Origin of the sequence: Faecalimonas umbilicata, from assembly GCF_004346095.1 — a bacterium.
Lineage (GTDB): Bacteria > Bacillota > Clostridia > Lachnospirales > Lachnospiraceae > Faecalimonas > Faecalimonas umbilicata.
Map to the genome: position 1 here is coordinate 21634 of NZ_SLZV01000009.1, position 17232 is coordinate 38865.

The 17232-nt window shown below is 42.7% G+C and carries 20 protein-coding genes; 1 reads left to right on the top strand and 19 read right to left on the bottom strand.

All coding sequences use genetic code 11. The features are described from left to right. Positions 1-108: 108 nt before the first annotated feature. The 3 genes from recG to EDD74_RS05625 form a co-directional block, all read right to left on the bottom strand. Positions 109-2166: an ATP-dependent DNA helicase RecG gene (gene recG / locus EDD74_RS05615; protein ID WP_116442305.1), complete on the bottom strand. Its 2058-nt coding sequence runs from the start codon at positions 2164-2166 to the stop codon at positions 109-111. A gap of 197 nt (positions 2167-2363) precedes the next feature. After that, entirely contained in the window at positions 2364-4025 is a 1662-nt protein-coding gene (locus EDD74_RS05620) for a DAK2 domain-containing protein (protein ID WP_008975308.1), read from the bottom strand. Positions 4026-4042: 17 nt separating this feature from the next. Beyond that, the gene (locus tag EDD74_RS05625) at positions 4043-4402 is read right to left on the bottom strand and encodes an Asp23/Gls24 family envelope stress response protein (RefSeq protein WP_009262041.1); all 360 of its coding nucleotides are present in this window, start codon (positions 4400-4402) and stop codon (positions 4043-4045) included. A 205-nt stretch (positions 4403-4607) separates the two neighbouring features. On the opposite strand from EDD74_RS05625, the gene rpmB reads away from it, so the two are divergent. Beyond that, positions 4608-4793, top strand: coding sequence for a 50S ribosomal protein L28 (rpmB, locus tag EDD74_RS05630; protein WP_008975306.1), 186 nt, complete (start codon positions 4608-4610; stop codon positions 4791-4793). A gap of 124 nt (positions 4794-4917) precedes the next feature. Here rpmB and EDD74_RS15025 read toward each other — a convergent pair whose 3' ends face one another. The 16 genes from EDD74_RS15025 to rnfB all read right to left on the bottom strand — a co-directional run bounded on the left by EDD74_RS15025 (position 4918) and on the right by rnfB (position 17230). Next, positions 4918-5055, bottom strand: coding sequence for a hypothetical protein (locus tag EDD74_RS15025; protein ID WP_008975305.1), 138 nt, complete (start codon positions 5053-5055; stop codon positions 4918-4920). A gap of 57 nt (positions 5056-5112) precedes the next feature. After that, the gene (locus EDD74_RS05635; protein WP_008975304.1) at positions 5113-5520 is read right to left on the bottom strand and encodes a GerW family sporulation protein; all 408 of its coding nucleotides are present in this window, start codon (positions 5518-5520) and stop codon (positions 5113-5115) included. A 12-nt stretch (positions 5521-5532) separates the two neighbouring features. Beyond that, on the bottom strand, positions 5533-6537 hold the full coding sequence (locus EDD74_RS05640; RefSeq protein WP_116442306.1) for a DUF2953 domain-containing protein: 1005 nt from the start codon (positions 6535-6537) through the stop codon (positions 5533-5535). Positions 6538-6548: 11 nt separating this feature from the next. Beyond that, positions 6549-6890, bottom strand: a complete 342-nt coding sequence (locus tag EDD74_RS05645) for a hypothetical protein (RefSeq protein ID WP_242990190.1) — start codon at positions 6888-6890, stop codon at positions 6549-6551. Between the two features lie 23 nt (positions 6891-6913). Then, positions 6914-8254, bottom strand: a complete 1341-nt coding sequence (locus EDD74_RS05650; RefSeq protein ID WP_242990217.1) for a peptidoglycan D,D-transpeptidase FtsI family protein — start codon at positions 8252-8254, stop codon at positions 6914-6916. Between the two features lie 37 nt (positions 8255-8291). Then, positions 8292-9716: an FtsW/RodA/SpoVE family cell cycle protein gene (locus tag EDD74_RS05655; protein WP_116442307.1), complete on the bottom strand. Its 1425-nt coding sequence runs from the start codon at positions 9714-9716 to the stop codon at positions 8292-8294. Between the two features lie 8 nt (positions 9717-9724). Continuing rightward, entirely contained in the window at positions 9725-12127 is a 2403-nt protein-coding gene (locus EDD74_RS05660; RefSeq protein WP_116442308.1) for a U32 family peptidase, read from the bottom strand. A 36-nt stretch (positions 12128-12163) separates the two neighbouring features. Beyond that, positions 12164-12574 carry a cell division protein ZapA gene (locus EDD74_RS05665; RefSeq protein WP_008975296.1) on the bottom strand — a complete coding sequence of 137 codons (411 nt, stop codon included), beginning with the start codon at positions 12572-12574 and terminating at the stop codon, positions 12164-12166. Between the two features lie 69 nt (positions 12575-12643). Beyond that, positions 12644-13645: a Holliday junction branch migration DNA helicase RuvB gene (gene ruvB, locus EDD74_RS05670; protein ID WP_009262047.1), complete on the bottom strand. Its 1002-nt coding sequence runs from the start codon at positions 13643-13645 to the stop codon at positions 12644-12646. A gap of 15 nt (positions 13646-13660) precedes the next feature. Beyond that, complete coding sequence (ruvA, locus tag EDD74_RS05675; protein WP_008975294.1) at positions 13661-14263, bottom strand: Holliday junction branch migration protein RuvA; 603 nt, start codon at positions 14261-14263, stop codon at positions 13661-13663. Continuing rightward, positions 14260-14796: a Gx transporter family protein gene (locus EDD74_RS05680; protein ID WP_016438544.1), complete on the bottom strand. Its 537-nt coding sequence runs from the start codon at positions 14794-14796 to the stop codon at positions 14260-14262. Before EDD74_RS05680 ends, ruvA begins: the two co-directional genes overlap by 4 nt. Next, entirely contained in the window at positions 14777-15151 is a 375-nt protein-coding gene (locus tag EDD74_RS05685; protein ID WP_008975292.1) for a NusG domain II-containing protein, read from the bottom strand. The genes EDD74_RS05680 and EDD74_RS05685 overlap by 20 nt, the downstream gene beginning before the upstream one ends. A 242-nt stretch (positions 15152-15393) precedes the next feature. Next, positions 15394-15690 carry a hypothetical protein gene (locus EDD74_RS15340; RefSeq protein WP_242990191.1) on the bottom strand — a complete coding sequence of 99 codons (297 nt, stop codon included), beginning with the start codon at positions 15688-15690 and terminating at the stop codon, positions 15394-15396. 21 nt (positions 15691-15711) lie between these two features. After that, positions 15712-15855: a hypothetical protein gene (locus EDD74_RS15345; RefSeq protein ID WP_165851616.1), complete on the bottom strand. Its 144-nt coding sequence runs from the start codon at positions 15853-15855 to the stop codon at positions 15712-15714. Positions 15856-15992: 137 nt separating this feature from the next. After that, positions 15993-16463, bottom strand: a complete 471-nt coding sequence (locus EDD74_RS05695; RefSeq protein ID WP_008975290.1) for a DUF2752 domain-containing protein — start codon at positions 16461-16463, stop codon at positions 15993-15995. Beyond that, complete coding sequence (gene rnfB, locus EDD74_RS05700; protein ID WP_016438541.1) at positions 16439-17230, bottom strand: RnfABCDGE type electron transport complex subunit B; 792 nt, start codon at positions 17228-17230, stop codon at positions 16439-16441. The genes EDD74_RS05695 and rnfB overlap by 25 nt, the downstream gene beginning before the upstream one ends. Positions 17231-17232 lie beyond the last annotated feature (2 nt).

Genomic DNA, 17232 nt, shown 5'->3' on the forward strand with positions numbered 1-17232 from the left:
TTTTGTTACATGGATAGTATATGGAGTTTTTCTGTTCTTACACTGGAAATTTTTTCTTTTTCGCAATACGACAATTTTGCGTTTCTTCTAAGCTTGTATTTTATCCTTTTACAGTGTATTCTCGATCGCACTTTTCTGCACAGAATGCTGGATATGTTCTTTTAGATTTCTGCACGCCTCTTCTTCAAGCCCTTTTCCATTTTTCAAAATCCAGTCTGCCGCCTCATTTGCTCTCTGGAGAATCTTCGCATCTTGAAAGACGTCTCCAAGCCGGAAATCCATCAGACCGCTCTGCCTGATCCCGAAGAGATCTCCCGGACCGCGGAGCTTTAAATCTTCATTCGCAATATAAAATCCATCGTTAGAACGATTCAAAATTTCCAGACGTTCTTTTGTCTCTTTCCCTTTCGAACCACTCATAAAGATACAGTAGGACTGATAGTTCCCTCTGCCGACACGTCCGCGCAGCTGGTGAAGCTGTGCAAGTCCAAACCGTTCTGCGTTTTCGATCATCATGACCGTAGCATTAGGAACATTGATCCCAACCTCGATCACAGTTGTTGACACAAGCACCTGCGATTCATTCTTTCCAAACCGCTCCATAATCTCATCCTTTTGCGACTGTTTCATTTTCCCGTGCAGAAAATCTACAATAATGTCCTCCCCCAATTCTCCCTGTAGCTTTTCCGCATAATCGATAACATTTTCCGCCTCCAGATGTTCACTCTCTTCCACCATCGGACAGATTACATAACACTGCCTTCCCTCCGCTACCTGGCGTCTGATAAACTGGTATGCCGTCTTTCGATAACTGGTATCAACAACACAGTTTTTAATCGGGAGCCTGTTCGCCGGAAGTTCATCGATCACCGACACATCCAGATCCCCGTACAAAATGATCGCCAATGTACGCGGAATCGGTGTCGCGCTCATAACAAGAATATGAGGCAGTTCCCCTTTTCCCGCAAACTGTTCTCTCTGTTTTACCCCAAATCGATGCTGTTCGTCAGTCACAACAAGTGCCAGATTCGCATAGGTTACTTTCTCCTGGATCAGCGCGTGTGTTCCGACAATGATCTGTGCCTGCCCCGATTCGATACGCCCGTATGCAAGCCGTTTTTCTTTTGCTGTCATCGAACCTGTCAGCAATTCTACTTTTAACGGAATCTCATATTGTTCAAACATCTCTGTGATAGAATCAAAATGCTGTCTTGCAAGCACCTCTGTCGGAGCCATCATCGCTCCCTGCCAGCCACAGAACGCCACACTCATCAAACTTAAGACTGCTATGATCGTCTTACCTGATCCGACATCCCCCTGAATCAGACGCGCCATCGTATGTGTGCCTGCCATATCTTTTTGAAGCTGTTCCCATACTTTTTTCTGGGCATTCGTCAATTCATAAGGAAGCTTTTCCAAAAACACTTCTATCTCTTCTGACGGATGAACCGGAAACTGATTTCGACTTCGCTCTTTCTTTTCTTTCATTTGCCGCAGCGAAAGAATAAATACAAGGAACTCCTCAAAGACCAACCTCTCTCTCGCCTGATAAAATTCCTGCTTTTCTTTTGGAAAATGTATTCCTCTTACTGAAAAGTTATACTCTGCCAGATGGTATTTCATACGCACGGTTGCCGGAAGGATCTCTTTTTGCAGTTCTAGATAATCAAGAGCCTGTCGCACCGCTTTCATCACCGCATTATTTGTCAGTCCTGCCGTCAGGGGGTAAATTGGCTGAAGCGTATCTAATTTTTTTTCATAGCTATCCGCCGGAGAAAAAATCTCCGGATGTTCCATAACTCTAACTCCCTTTTTTGTCACAACCCTTCCGCGCAGAATCACAATCTGACCATTTTGCAATGTATTTCTCAGAAAAGGCATCCGGTACCAGACAATCTTTATTGTTCCCGTCATATCTTTTAGATATCCGCTTGTCACCTGAGCCCCCCGGCTGCTCACCTGAAGCGTCCCATAAATCATGCCTCTGACCGCCTGCACTTTCTGTTCCTGAATCTCCCCGATACTAACAGGTGGATCATAGACATCATACCCACGCGGAAAATACCGAATCAGATCTCCCACGGTAAAAACCCCTAGTTTCTGAAACAGCTTTTCTGTCTTCTCTCCAATTCCTTTTAATTCTCCGACTCCCGACTGCTCATTCATGAATTTCTTTTTTCTCCTTTTTTAGTAGATTTTTCACCGACCATTTTCTTAAAATACCTCGATAGAAAAAAGCCGTAAGACAAATCGATTGTTGCACTATCCTACCATTTCTGATTTTCCCTTGTGCAGCCCGATCTTATCCCACGGCAGCTTTCCCATATATGATTTTCTAATGGCAGAATTGCTCTGCTTCTCTCCTACTCAACAGATACTACATAATAGTAGATCGGCTGACCTCCAAAATGTGTATCTACATCCACGTCCGGATAAATCTCTTCCAGTTCTTCTGTGAATCTGTCCGCCTCTTCCTCGGATACCTCTTCCCCATAGTACAGGCTGATTAATTCTGAGTCTTCTGTCACAAGATGTGCGAGCATCTCCTTTGTTGTCTCCTCCACAGAAGTTCCGACAGCAAGAATTCCACTGTCACCGATTCCCATGATATCTCCTTGATGAATTTCCTTGTCATCAATCTTTGTATCTCTGACCGCATAGGTTACCTGGCCTGATTTTACATTTTTTATTTCTTCCAACATAGTTTCTTCATTCCAGTCAGCATCATTTTCCGGGGAAAAATTGATAATTGCTGTAATGCCCTGAGGCACGGTCTTTGTCGGAATTACAATAATATCTTTATCTTCTGTCAGCTCTTTTGCCTGATTAGCGGCAAGAATGATATTCTTATTATTCGGAAGAATAAAGATATGTTTTGCATGAACCGCATCGATAGCTGTGAGCATGTCCTCTGTACTTGGGTTCATTGTCTGACCGCCTTCAATAATGTAGTCTGCTCCAAGTTCACGGAAAATCTCGTTCATTCCTTCTCCGATAGAAACTGCGATAAATCCCATATCTTTCATAGGAACTTCTTTCTTCTCAGCAGCCTGCTGTGCTGCGAGTTTCTCTGCATCACGAATCAGCTTCTCTTGATGTTCCTCACGCATATTGTCAATCTTCATACGAGACAATTGTCCATAAGTGAGTGCTTTCTGAATTGCAAGACCCGGATCATTTGTGTGCACATGGATTTTCACAATCTCATCATCTGCAACACATACAATAGAATCTCCGATTGATTCCAGATAAGCTTTAAATTCCATCTCATCTGCCTCTGTAAAATGCTTTTCTGTCATGATGATAAATTCTGTGCAATAACCAAACTTAATATGTGCAGCTGTATCCTGGCTGACTCTTGTCACCGTAGCACCGCTTCCTGCGGAAATCGCGCTATAATCTACCTCTTTGCCAAGAAATGCATCATAAGCACCCTTTAAAACTTCTAAAAGTCCTTGTCCGCCGGAATCCACAACACCCGCTTCTTTTAAGACCGGGAGCATATCCGGTGTCTGAGAAAGTACATATTCGGCATGTGCGATCACTTGCGGGATAAACTCTTCCAAGTCATCTGTCTCTCCGACCAGTTCCATCGCTTTCTCTGCAATCCCTCTTGCAACAGTAAGAATCGTACCTTCCTTTGGTTTCATGACAGCCTTGTAAGCGGTCTCCTTCGCTTTTTCACATGCATTGGCAAGTACAACTACATCTACTTCATCATACTCCTTGATCCCCTTTGTGAAACCACGGAACAGCTGAGAGAGAATAACACCGGAATTTCCTCTTGCACCTCTGAGGGAACCAGATGAAATTGCCTTTGCAAGTGTCTCCATCTCCACTTTCTCCAACGCAGATACTTCTTTGGCTGCTGACATGATAGTCAGAGACATATTGGTACCCGTATCTCCATCTGGAACCGGAAATACATTCAGTTCGTTGATAAATTCTTTCTTTGCTTCTATGTTCGCAGCTCCTGCCAGAAACATCTTTCTGAGCATCTCTGCATTCATTGTCTTCATTGCCACAATGAGTTCCTCCTTAACTAATCAATAACTCTTACGCCTTCTACGAAGATATTGATCTTCTCCACCGGCATACCAGAAAATTCTTCTACTTTATATTTGACGTTACTGATCAGATTATCAGATACCGCCGAAATACTAACCCCATATACAACGATCACATGAAAGTTTAAAGTAATCTTGTTCTCATCTGAGATGGATACCTGAATCCCGTGTGTCAGGCTTTCTTTCTTTAGTAATTTTACAAGTCCGTCCTTCATGCTGACTGCTGCCATTCCGACAATCCCGAAGCACTCCACAGCAACCGAACCTGCATATTTTGCAATTACCTCCGAATCAATAGTAATGATTCCAAGTTCTGTACTCATACAACCTTTCATATCTATTCCCTCCAATTCTTCTGGATTTTTTCGCTTCGCATGCATTTAACATATGTATTATACTCTGTTTTGCTTCACTTTACAAGAATTCCTACTAAAGTTTTTCCTTTTTGAATTTTATGCTTGCAAAATCCAACACTTTCTGATAGAATAAACAGTGTTATGAGTCTAAAGAAGACTATTAAGATCGTTAGGAGGTGCAATTATGGCTAAATGTGCTATTTGTGAAAAGGGTGCTCACTTCGGAAATAACGTAAGTCACTCTAATAGAAAAACACCAAAAATGTGGAAATCAAATGTAAAATCAGTAAGAGTTAAAACAGAAGGCGGTTCTAAAAAAATGTATGTTTGTACTTCTTGCTTAAAATCTGGCAAAGTTGAACGTGCTTAATCAGCCTTAAAAAAGAGCCTGTATCTTATCGTTTTGATAAATGATAAGATACAGGCTCTTTTTCCGTTCGAAAGCCAATTTCACAAAAAGAAAAAAACAGAGAGAACTTCTCCCTGTTTTCCTATCAGCAGCTAAACAGCAAATATCCTGCCAGAATACAGATCAGTATCAGCATCACTGTCCAGAAAGTATTTTCAAGGAACATTGTAATCAACATCCCGATCGCCACAAAAAACAGCGCAAATCCTGCAACACGTTTCATCTATGTCCCCCGTTTCAAACACTTTCTTTACTTCCAGTTTATGCAGGCTTTCTGTTCTTATGCCTGTCCGTTCTTATCTGCTTCCGCTTCACTCAGCATTTCATTTACTTCTTTTTCTGTCACTGTCTTCTCGCCCTTGGAGCTAAAGCGGTCAATAACCTCTGGAACCATATCAAGAATTTTTGTGATAGTATCCTGATTTTTAATGTTCACAAGTCTTGTTGTACCATTCTGAATAACAAGAACTGCACTCGGTGACATCTTTCCACCAAGACCTCCTCCCGCTCTGTCTTTCTGTTCACCTGCAAAAGCTCCTGCTCCAACACCAAAGGAAACCTCCACCAGAGGCAGGATGATCGTGTCTCCAATATGAATCGCCTCACCTACCACTGTCTTCGAAGAAAGGACACTGTCCATTCCATGAAAAAGAGCTTCTACTGTTCCATTAAATTTGTTCTCTGCCATCACATTTTCCTCCTACCATTTTAATTTTTTGATATCTATGATGATTTTTCTTACATCTCGGTCTTTGATCAATCTCCACAGAATGGCTAGCATCCGGAAATTATGGATTTTGCCCTCTATATGGACAGAACCCTCTAATACTTTATTCTCAAAATCCGGTACAATAACTGTATTCTCCCCCAAAAACGGGAACAGCATACCAAGCACTGCCAACGCCTGTCCGGTCATATACGGATCTTCCAGACCAATTTTTCCTACAATCTTAACATCTTTCGGAGAGACATGTCCAAGAAACCTTCGCACTTCCCGCTTCAGACTGCAAAATGCCCTGCGATGAGAAGCATCTGTGAGAAAGCTTTCGATTTGCTCCTTTTTTCCTCGAAGATTTCTTCCTATTGCAAGAATCTTTCTCCAAAAACTTTTGCAGCTTTCTATCCACTCAGAAATTTTCTCTTTCATACGGTCCCAAAGAGGCTTTTTCTTTCTGCCGCCTGCTTTTCGCCGATCAGCTGTGAAACTTTCCTTTTCTTCCTCTTCTTTGTCTATCCCAGATTCCGTTTTCTCCTGACGACACTCTCTTTTCTCCGCCTGCTCTTGCACGTTATTTTCAGGCAGAGAACGATTTGTTTTCTCCGGCGGCAGACTCTCTTTCTGCTCCTTTAAAAATTTCTGTTCCTCTTTTTCTTTCTGAAGATCATTTTCTTCTTTTTCTTCTGGAACTTCGATTTTTTCTTCCGACTTTCCTTCTTTTTCTTCCGAGAACAGATATTTCCAACCGATTCTGATTTTCATATCCGCTTTCCCTTTTTTCCAGCAGGCAGTCAAAAAAAATAATTTCCACATCCACGAAAGTTCAAACTCTGCTTCCAGTGTCTCTATATCATTTTGACAGGATGCATCTGCACGGTACCGAATGGGAACAAATAGTCCCAAATTAATGAGTAACAATACTAAGAGCAAGAAAACCGCCAGTACAATCCCTATCCATTTTAAAATCAGCAACAAAATATGCAGCATAACTTTACCTGTCAGATCCTTTCCTGAATATATTTTTTCATCTCAAGTGTCTTTGTGGCCTCATGCACTTCCTCTGCGATTTTTCTCACAAGCTCATATGCTTCCCATTCACTTGCCGCAATTCCAACGATCCATGGCTCCTTCTCAAAATAGAGCGGTTGAAGAAGCATTGCTGCATGATAAATTTCCAGCTGTTCCCCTTCTTTTTGGGAAAGCACAATCACATATGCTTGAAGTTGTGGCCTTCTATACTTTATTTTCCGTAAAATTGATTTTTCTTTTCCTTTGATAGATTCCCCGACATAGAGCTTCCTATAAATATTCATCTGTCCGCCTTCTTTATCTCTTTTCATCTTTTTTCCAAAATGCACTGCCCTTATTCATAATAATACGCATTCATAATAGCTTTTGCAACCGGAATCGCCCTTCCACCGGTTTGCATCTCATTTCCTTCTACGATCACACTGACAACAAGTTCCGGATCCTCCACATTTGTAAACCCGACAAACCAGGAATGACTCTGACCGTCGGAACCATATTCTGCAGTCCCTGTCTTCCCGGCAACACTGTAACTTTCTCCAGAAAGCTCCATTCCGGTTCCCTGTGTCACAACCGATGTCATATACTGTGTCAGAATGGATGCCTCTTCCGCCGTCATCAATTCCTTATAAACGGAAGGTTTGTTCTTTTTCACCGGTGTTCCGGTATAATTCGTCACTTCACTCACAAGATAAGGCTTCATCAGTTTTCCGCCATTTGCCACCGCCGATGTGATCAGTGCCATATGATATGGACTGACCTGTGTATCTCCCTGTCCCATGGCAGTCATCATCACTTCCGCGCTTGTCGATGTTTCCTCTAAAGAAAAATCACTCTTCCGGTAATCCAACACCGATGGCAACTTAGAATTAAAGAGCAGCTGTTTACATGTCTTTGCATAGGATTTTCTGTCAAGACTCAATCCAATATTTGCAAATGAGGAGTTACATGAATTGGCAAAAGAAGTATTCAGATCCTGAAATCCATGTGCGATATGATTAAAACACGGGATCGTAGTACCATCATAAGTAATTTCCCCATAGCAATCATATGTATATGCACCATAGGCCGGCTGCTCCCGGATATATTCCAGCGCTGTTACTATCTTGAAGATTGAACCCGGAGCATAAGCTCCCTGCATGGCACGGTTTAAAAGAGGACTCTGCTCATTGTCCGCGTTTAAATATTCCCAGTTGTCTTCAACACTGTTCGGATCAAAGGACGGCTTGGAAACCATCGCCAATATTTTCCCGGTATCCGCCTCCATGACAACAACCGCACCTTTTTCATCTCCCAATGCATGGTATGCTGTTGTCTGCAGTTTTGCGTCCAGTGTTGTTACAACACTGTCCCCGGTATTTTTTTTCGCCTGAAATTCTTTGATAATCCGCTCTACAAAAAAAGCATTGGAAGTCAGAAGATCAAAATTTTCTGCAGATTCCAGTCCGCTCTTTCCGTTGACATCATAACCGACTACATGGGCAAATACTTCGCCATACGGATAGGTACGCATCTCACTTCCATCTTCTGCCACTTCCGTCTTTGCCAGTACCTCTCCATTTCGGTCAAGGATCGAACCTCTCACAACACGGTCAGAAAATGTATCCTGTCTTGTATTATACGGACTATTAATAATTTTTTCACTCTTCACCACATTAAAATATACAATATATCCCATCAGAACAAGAAACAATGTGACAAACAAGTAGGTCACTCTAGCGAATTCTTTGTTTGTAGCTTTCTTCTTTTTTTGTCTTTCTTTTTCTCGTTTCCTTTTGGAACGCTTCCCGTCTTCTCTCATCTCGTAATTGTCTTGCTTTCTTTCTCTCAATGATCTCTTCCTCATCTTCTCTTAAAATATACAGTCCCTGAATAATCGCAAACATGATCAATGTACTTAAGATAGAACTTCCTCCGTAACTGACAAGCGGAAGTGTCACCCCGGTAGATGGGATAAATTTTGTCACACCGCCGATCGTTAGAAATACCTGAAAGATATAGCAGGTACCAAGCCCTAACGCTACAAGCTTATAGAATCGGTTTCTCAGCTGCATGGCAATATTCAAAAACATAATATAGCAACTTACACAAACAAGGATCAAGCATAGTCCGAAAATCAACCCCAGTTCCTCCACAATCGCAGAAAAAATAAAATCTTCTGCTGCTACCGGTATACTCTCCGGAGATCCCTGACAAAGTCCCATACCTAACCACCCTCCGGTTCCAATTGCAAACAGCGACTGCGCCACCTGAAAACCTCCGGTTTCATAAGTTGCAAACGGATCTTTCCAGACAGATACACGAACCTTGATGTGTCGGAACAAATGATAAGCGATCACTGCCGCGCCACTTCCTGCCAGCATTCCTCCGGCCAGATAAAGCGGCTGCTTTGTCGCCACATAAAGCATGATCAGGTACACAACAAACAAAATCAGAGCAGCCCCCAGATCTGTCGATGCCACAAGAATCAGCACGTGTGCCGCGGCAATTGCCGTCGTGATCACTACATTTTTAAAGTCTGTCGATTTCCGAAGACTCGCCGCCACAAAAAATACAAACGAAATCTTTACAAACTCCGACGGCTGGATACTGATCCCTGCAACAGAAAACCCAAGTTTTGCCCCGCCGGATGTCACCGCAAATACCGCAACAAGTGCAAGTGCCGCAAGACCTACGCCTGCATAAATATAAGTCCATTCCGCCAACGACTTCATCTTTCGTATGACAACCGGAACGATCAGACTTATTATCATCGAGATTCCAACAAAAATAAACTGTTTGATTGCCTTCTCTGTATTCAAGCGCAAAATCATAATAAAACCGATTGATAAAAGCATACACATGTTGTTGATTACGACTCTTGATACGTTCGGATAAAGAATCGTATACAGCGCGATCACCGCAAGAAATAAAATCACCTGCGCCAAATAGAAAAATATAATCTCTGTCTTTTCGGTCTTCAGATACATGACCCCATATGCGATCAACTGAATGGAAAACATCAGCTTATTCTGTCTTAATAGAATCTGCTGCCTGTCCTCCTCGTATTCATAACGAAATACAGAAAAACAAGAATACGTATATACTGTCATCAGAACAATCAACAGATATTTTGAAAATTCAACTATAATATTTACCAATGTTTCACCTACTTTATACCCCTTTTAAAATGTCCTCTTGTAAATTCAAACGGAAGTTCTCCAATTTCTGCTTTGTTCAGAAATACTTCCTGATAAAGCGCAAGCATCTGCCTTGTCCTTTGCTCATCTTCCAAAGTAAATGCAAGTCTAAGTGCTGCCGGGGCCAGCCTTTCAATCTCCCTCTTTTGGTCGATCAATACAACCGGCGCAGTGTTATAAATGATATTGTAACACTCTTCACAACAGTTTTTTACCTGGAATGACTTCTGACAGCGGTCTTTCATAGTAAGAAATCCCGTCTGATGTGCACAGCCCGCCGTTGTCTTCTGCACGCACTGGGCAGATACCATCATCGGCAGATATCCATAAATCAACAGCTCCATCCCTTCGCATCCCAACTCCGAGAGTTCATGGCAATTCAATTCCAACGGTGCCGAAAGTTCTGACACATATTTTTTCCAAAATTCCTTCGCATAGTGATTAAACTGATAGATATGGTGATCTGCCACAATTGTCTTCTCATAAGAATGCTCTCGTAAAAACTGAACGGATTCCATATTTCGAACAAGCACACCGTCAAACTGCTCCTCAAGCTGCCTATAATTTTTCTCATAGCGCTTTCTTGTCCTATCTCTGAAAATATGAGGCATTGCAAGAAATACTGTTTTCCCTTTTTCGTGCAAAAAGCTAATAGCCTCATTCATCTTGGCAGATTGTAAGATTCCCGGAAACATATTACAGTCAATATATACCCTGGAAATCCATGAAGCCTCGGCAATCGGCTCCAACTGGCATCCCTGTTCCGCATATGCATACATCTCTGCTGTTGCTGCTTCTGGTTGCAAATGCAGACTTCTTCCAGTATCCAGTATCTTTGCTTCTCTTCCCCTTTTTTCTTTCTCCACTTCTTCTGAACCGCTTCTTCTATACTGTGACACAATCTTTGCTTCCAAAGCCTCCAGCCCTTTTCTTCGCAGCTCATTTAACTGCTGCATTGGAAGAAAGACATCTTCTTTCACACAAACCTGAATCTCTTCAAATTGAAATGGCGTATTTCCTGTCTTTTTCATCTGCTTTTCAATCCGCGCAACATCCAACGGAGAATTCTGCGGGATTTCTGCCACAGCTCCTTCGACTTCCACAGCAATCTGTTTCCACTGTAATTGTAGTATAGCAGATTTTCCCGGAGAAAGAATTAAATTCCCCTTAATTTTTTCCTGCACTTTTTCTCTAAAAATGTCGTTTTTTATCTGTGAGAGCAATTTTTCATTCCGCGTACGATACAATGACATCCCGTCACTGATTCTCTGATGCTTATGTGTCACAAAGGAAATTTTCTGTCCTTCTGCCACCGCCTGTCCAACTGTATACGTCTCTTTTTTGTCTGGCATCTCCAGAACATCTCCTTTTTCCAATGGACGAAGTGCTTTGGCAGTCACTTGTTTTCCTTGCTGTTTTAACACTTTCACAGCTTCCACACCCGCATGATTCGGTCTGGACAGCGAGATCATTTCTCTTCCATTTCTCGTGTGATAATATCCCCCGTGAAACCCTCCGCGGTTATAAATATCCATCAGCATCTCTTTATCCTTGCGAGATACAGCAAACCCTTTCTTTCCCTGTGTCAGATAAAGATCCGCATATTTGCGGTACATCGCAGTAACAGCTGCCACATATTCTGGTTTTTTCATTCTTCCTTCAATTTTAAAAGAATAAATTCCCGCCTCACACAACTCCGGAATGTAATCAAGCGTACAGATATCTTTAAGGCTCAGAACATAAGACTCTTTCCCACTTTTGCCAACCTTATAAGGCAGACGGCAAGGCTGGGCACACTGCCCCCTGTTCCCGCTCCTTCCTCCGATCATACTGCTGTACAGACACTGCCCTGAATAGCAATAGCAGAGCGCTCCATGTACGAAACTTTCCACTTCCAGATTTGTCTGTTCCGTAATCGCCCTCACTTCCTCAAGCTGGAGTTCCCTGGAAGTGACAACCCGCTCCACCCCCTGCTCCTCGAGGAATTTTGCTCCAAGCACATTTGTCACAGTCATCTGCGTGCTTGCATGAATAGGCAAATTCGGAAAATGCTGCCGCAGAAATGACAGCACACCCAAATCCTGTACGATCACTGCATCCAGCCCCTGCCTGTAATACGGCTCAATATACTGATACAGTTCATTTTCAATTTCTTTTTCTTTTAAAAGCGTATTCACAGTCATATAAATCTTTCGGTCGTGCAGGTGGACAAAATCAATCGCCTCCAACATCTGCTCCTCTGAAAAATTATTTGCGAATGCCCGCGCACCAAATTTATTTCCTCCGACATAGACCGCATCTGCTCCTGCTAAAACAGCTGCCTCCAAACTTTCATAGGATCCTGCCGGTGCCAATATTTCTATTCTTTTCATTTTTCTATCCTTTAAAAAAGGCTGTCAGATGACAGCCTATTTGTTTCTTGTGTTCATTTCAGTTTCCAGTTTAACAATCTTCATCTGCAAGGCTCTATTCTCTTCCTTCAGATCTTCCATCACTTTCTGTAGATTCTCAAGCTTGATCTGCTCCGTGATCAGCTCATGCTTCAGATCGTACATCTCTTTGTTCTTCTTTTCAATATCTTCTTCAAATGTATTGCCCAGCTGCTTCGCCTTAAAGTAATCGTCCGCAATGTTCAACGACAGAAGGATACTTCTAAGTTCTGCGCTTTGTCTGCGATAGTTCTCGCTGCTGGTACATTCTGCAATTTTATGATTCAAATAAGTGGATACTTTCTGAAGATATTCTTCACTCTCAAATCCGCCGAGTGTGAAAACTTTTCCACCTATCAAAACTTCTGTATAATTCTTTCCCGAAGCCATGGAAAACCTCCTTATGCTTTACAATCTTCTTCTCCATTATAAACCATATTTCCAGAAAAACAACTATTTTTACTGATTTTTATAGGAAATTCCCAAATGTGCATATGCCTTGTCCGTGACAATCCTTCCTCTCGGTGTTCTCTGGATGAATCCATTTTTTAAAAGGTATGGCTCGCAGACATCCTCGATAGTACCCGAATCCTCACCGATCGATGCCGCAAGTGTTTCCAGTCCAACCGGTCCTCCCTGAAACTTCTCGATCATTGCAAGCAAAAGATTCCGATCCACATGATCAAGCCCATAACGATCCACATCCAGAAGATCCAGTGCATAATTTGCCACTTCTTCCGTAATCCGTCCATCGTACTTGACCTGCGCGAAATCTCTCACCCGCTTTAACAGACGATTCGCCAGACGCGGGGTTCCCCTGGAACGCTTTGCAAGCTCTAATGCACCTTTTGCATCAATCTCCACGCCAAGTACATCCGCCGAGCGCATGATGATCGTCCGCAGCTCTTCTTCTGTGTAAAATTCCAATCTTTGTACAACTCCAAAACGATCCCGCAGCGGCGCCGTAAGCATCCCTGCCCGCGTTGTCGCTCCAACCAATGTAAAATGAGGAAGATCTAGGCGGATGGAACGTGCCCCCGCCCCTTTTCCGATCATAATGTCGATCACATAATCTTCCATCGCCGGGTAGAGTACCTCCTCTACCTGTCTGTTCAGACGATGGATCTCATCCACAAACAAAACATCTCCTTCTTGGAGATTATTTAAAATTGCTGCCATCTCCCCGGGTTTTTCAATCGCCGGACCAGACGTGATCTTTACATTGACTTCCATCTCATTTGCAATGATTCCGGCAAGAGTCGTCTTCCCAAGTCCCGGAGGACCATAGAACAACACATGATCCAGAGATTCTCCTCTTGCCTTTGCAGCCTCAATATAAATCTTCAGCGTCTCTTTCGCCTTCTCCTGCCCAATATAATCTTTTAGGAGAGTCGGTCTTAAATGACTTTCAATCTTTACATCTTCTTCCAGATTCTCTGTTGTAATAATTCTCTTTGCCATATCTGTCCTTGTCCTTTAAAATACCATAAATTTTAACGATTGTTTCAATAGTTCTTCTACAGTCATCGTCTCTGTCATCGGAACTTTCTTGACCGCCTTCAGGCTTTCTGCACTGCCATAGCCAAGTGCCACAAGCGCCTGCACCGCTTCCGACTGCATATCCGCTCCTCCTGATGGGACTGACATCACTTCCTCTTCTTTTGTCAATACATCATCAATGTTCAACTTGTCTTTTAGTTCGATGATCAGCTTCTCAGCCGTCTTCTTTCCGATTCCCGGAGCCGCTGAGATTGCTTTAACATCCCCGGCCAGCACCGCAAACCGCAAGTCATCCGGTGTCATCTTCGATAAAATATTCAAGCCTCCTTTCGGCCCAATTCCATTCACTCCGATCAAAAGCCGAAAAACTTTTAAATCATCTTTTGTCAGAAACCCAAACAACTGCATGGCATCCTCACGCACGTTCAGATAAGTATGGATCTTCACTTCACTCCCTATCGGAGGCAACATCGTCATTGCCTGCCCCGGCATGAAGATCCCATATCCAATCCCCTGCACTTCTACTACGACCTGTTCTTCACCGACCGCAGCCAGTTCTCCTTTAATATATGAAATCATCTCGTCTGTCCTTTCTGTAAATATCGCTGTAATCTCTGTACGAGTAGCCCGATCACTGCTCCGGTGAGTATTCCGGCTGTCAACAGCACCGGCATATAATAGGAAATACTCAAACTTTCCACCACCAGCATCGCAACAAGAAGCTGTCCGATATTATGAAACACTCCACCGGCAATACTGACACCTATCACACTGAAGCTTCCTCTCTTCTTCAAAAGATGCATAATTAAAATACTAAAACAACTTCCGGCAATACTATAAAAAATAGCAAACAGATTCCCAAACAGAAAGCCTGTCAAAATATTTCGAAGAATCGCCAACACAAAGGCCTCCTTCGTCCCGGCATAGTAAAGCGCTGTCACTGTGACAATATTTGCCAGTCCAAGCTTGATGCCCGGGATTCCGAAAGAAATCGGAATCAAAGTTTCCACATAACTAAAAATCAATGACAACGCCAGAAACATCCCAAAATAAGCTGATTGTCTGCCCCAGTCCTTCCGATGCTTCTGATTTCTATCCTGCAACTGCATCATTTTCCTTACTTCCTTCATCCGCTCTGTCTACAATCTCCAAAATCACCTTGTTCGGAAGACAGATAATACTCTCACGATTCTTTGAAATCTTCGGATGTGCAGCACAAATCTGATCCGGACAATCTGCCCAGATCATCTCCACTTGCCCATCCTGAATTTTTACCCGGTTATGTTCTCCAATTGCAATCTCCGCATCTTCCTCCAGACTGACTTCCCGAAAAACTTCTCCGTCTACTTTTATTCTCAAATATTTTTCTGCATCCTTTCCTCTTCTTTCCGTGAAACAATTCCCCACCAGAAAGAAAAGTGCAGCGATCAAAACAGTTCCTGCCAGGATCCAGTCATTCTTTTTCATCCTATCACGATTCCTCTCTGATCTTTTCTGTCCATTCATTTCGGTACTACTCATTCTATCACAACCAATGATCGGATGCAACCACATGTTCGATTTCATGTGAATTGTATCAGCCTGCAATATCGTATTCTCATGCGAAACGTGTTTTCTACTGCACAGGATTCCATAGGCGTTCCCTATACAAAAAATCTCCCAGACATAGATTTCAAAAATTCGTCTATGTCTGAGAGATCTGACGCTAATTAATAATAAAGTGCATTTGACATTGCAATTCCGAACACAACAAAGAATAATGTATAAAGTACAATGACAACTGCCATCACGATCAACATCGCGCGGCTATAATTTTTCCGGTTGATATTTGTATTGGCACCAAATGCCCAAATAAAATAGAGAACAATTCCTACGCAAGGAACTAATCCTGCCAGAATAGTAAGCAACCACTCACCCATAGATAATGGTGCATCTAATGGTTTCTTTCCGGAATTCCCACTATAATTCTGATTATAATTCTGCTGGTATCCTTGATTATAGTTCATATCATAATTCTGATTATAGTTCTACTGATATGCTCCATTGTTCTCGCCAGAACCATTCTGAGAACCATCACTATAATATCCATAGTTCATCGTCTGCTGATAAGAATTGTCTGCTGCCTCTGCATTCTGATCCTGCTCTGGCATATTACTGAATTTTTCATCCATACTAAAATCCTCCTCGTTCTCTCTTTCAAATCATTTTGAACATACGCTATATCCTTCTAATCTGAAATTCAAGTACATTTCTATTTTTTGATTCTAGCATATTTTTATGTTTTGCACAATTATTTTTTTGCATTTTTCTATCTTCTATATATTCTGTCCAATATTTTGTACAAAAGATTCTCTCGATAATATCCCATCGGAGCTTCTCCCGGAAATTGTGTCAGCATCCGGTAAATATAAATTACAATACATGCAATAAGGAGAACTGCACCCCATGCTGCCACATGCGGCAGTTTTCTTCCAAGAATATAGCGATAAAAGAAAAACGCACACAGAAAAAAGATCATCGGATAGATCATCGGATTCATCCGATATGCCTCAGCAAACTTTGCGCAAAACAAGAGTCTGGCAGCTCGTGTCAGACCACAGGCAGGACACGGAAATCCCGTCAGACAGACACTCGGACAGCCCGCATTGCAGCCTACATGCATAAAAAGAAAATATACTGCTACTGCAAACAATGCTGTCCGGTACTGGAACAAATCCTTCCAGATCCGTGCAGCTATCTTTTTCACAATCTCTTTTACAGAATGATCTTTTTCGGACATTTTTCAGCACATGCTCCACAGTTCGTACATTTCTCCGGATCGATCCACGCAAGATTATTCTCCACAACGATTGCATCTGCCGGGCAGACTTTCTGACACATCCGACAGCCAATGCATCCCGTGCTGCATACAGCCATCACATCTTTTCCCTTTTCCTTAGAACTGCACTGTACAAGATGCTTTGCCTCATATGGTACAAGCTCGATCAGATTTTTCGGACATGCTTTGATACATTTTCCACATGCTTTGCATGCTTCTTTATCTACTACCGCAACTCCGTCTACAATGTGAATCGCATCAAACGGACAGGCTTTTACACAAGTGCCAAATCCACAACATCCGTAATCACAGGATTTTGGACCACCATTCTGCATATGCGCCATCATCACGCAGTCCTCGATTCCCGTGTACGCATAATCCTGCTTTGCTTTCCCACAAGTCCCCGCACATTTGACAAACGCAGTCATCCGCTTCTGTTCTCCTGCTGCGACTCCCATAATCTCTCCGATTTTTTCCGCCACCGGAGCGCCGCCGACTGGACAGGCAGAGATTTCCGCCTCTCCTTTTACGATCGCGGCAGCAAGTCCGGAGCACCCTGCGTATCCACAGCCGCCGCAATTATTGCCCGGAAGCGCATCACATACTTTTGTTTCACGCTCATCAACTTCCACTGCAAATTTCTGTCCCGCAACTCCGAGGAATACACCAATGAACAGGCCGACTCCTCCCACGATCAGGGCAGCAAATATAATTCCTGTAATACTCATCG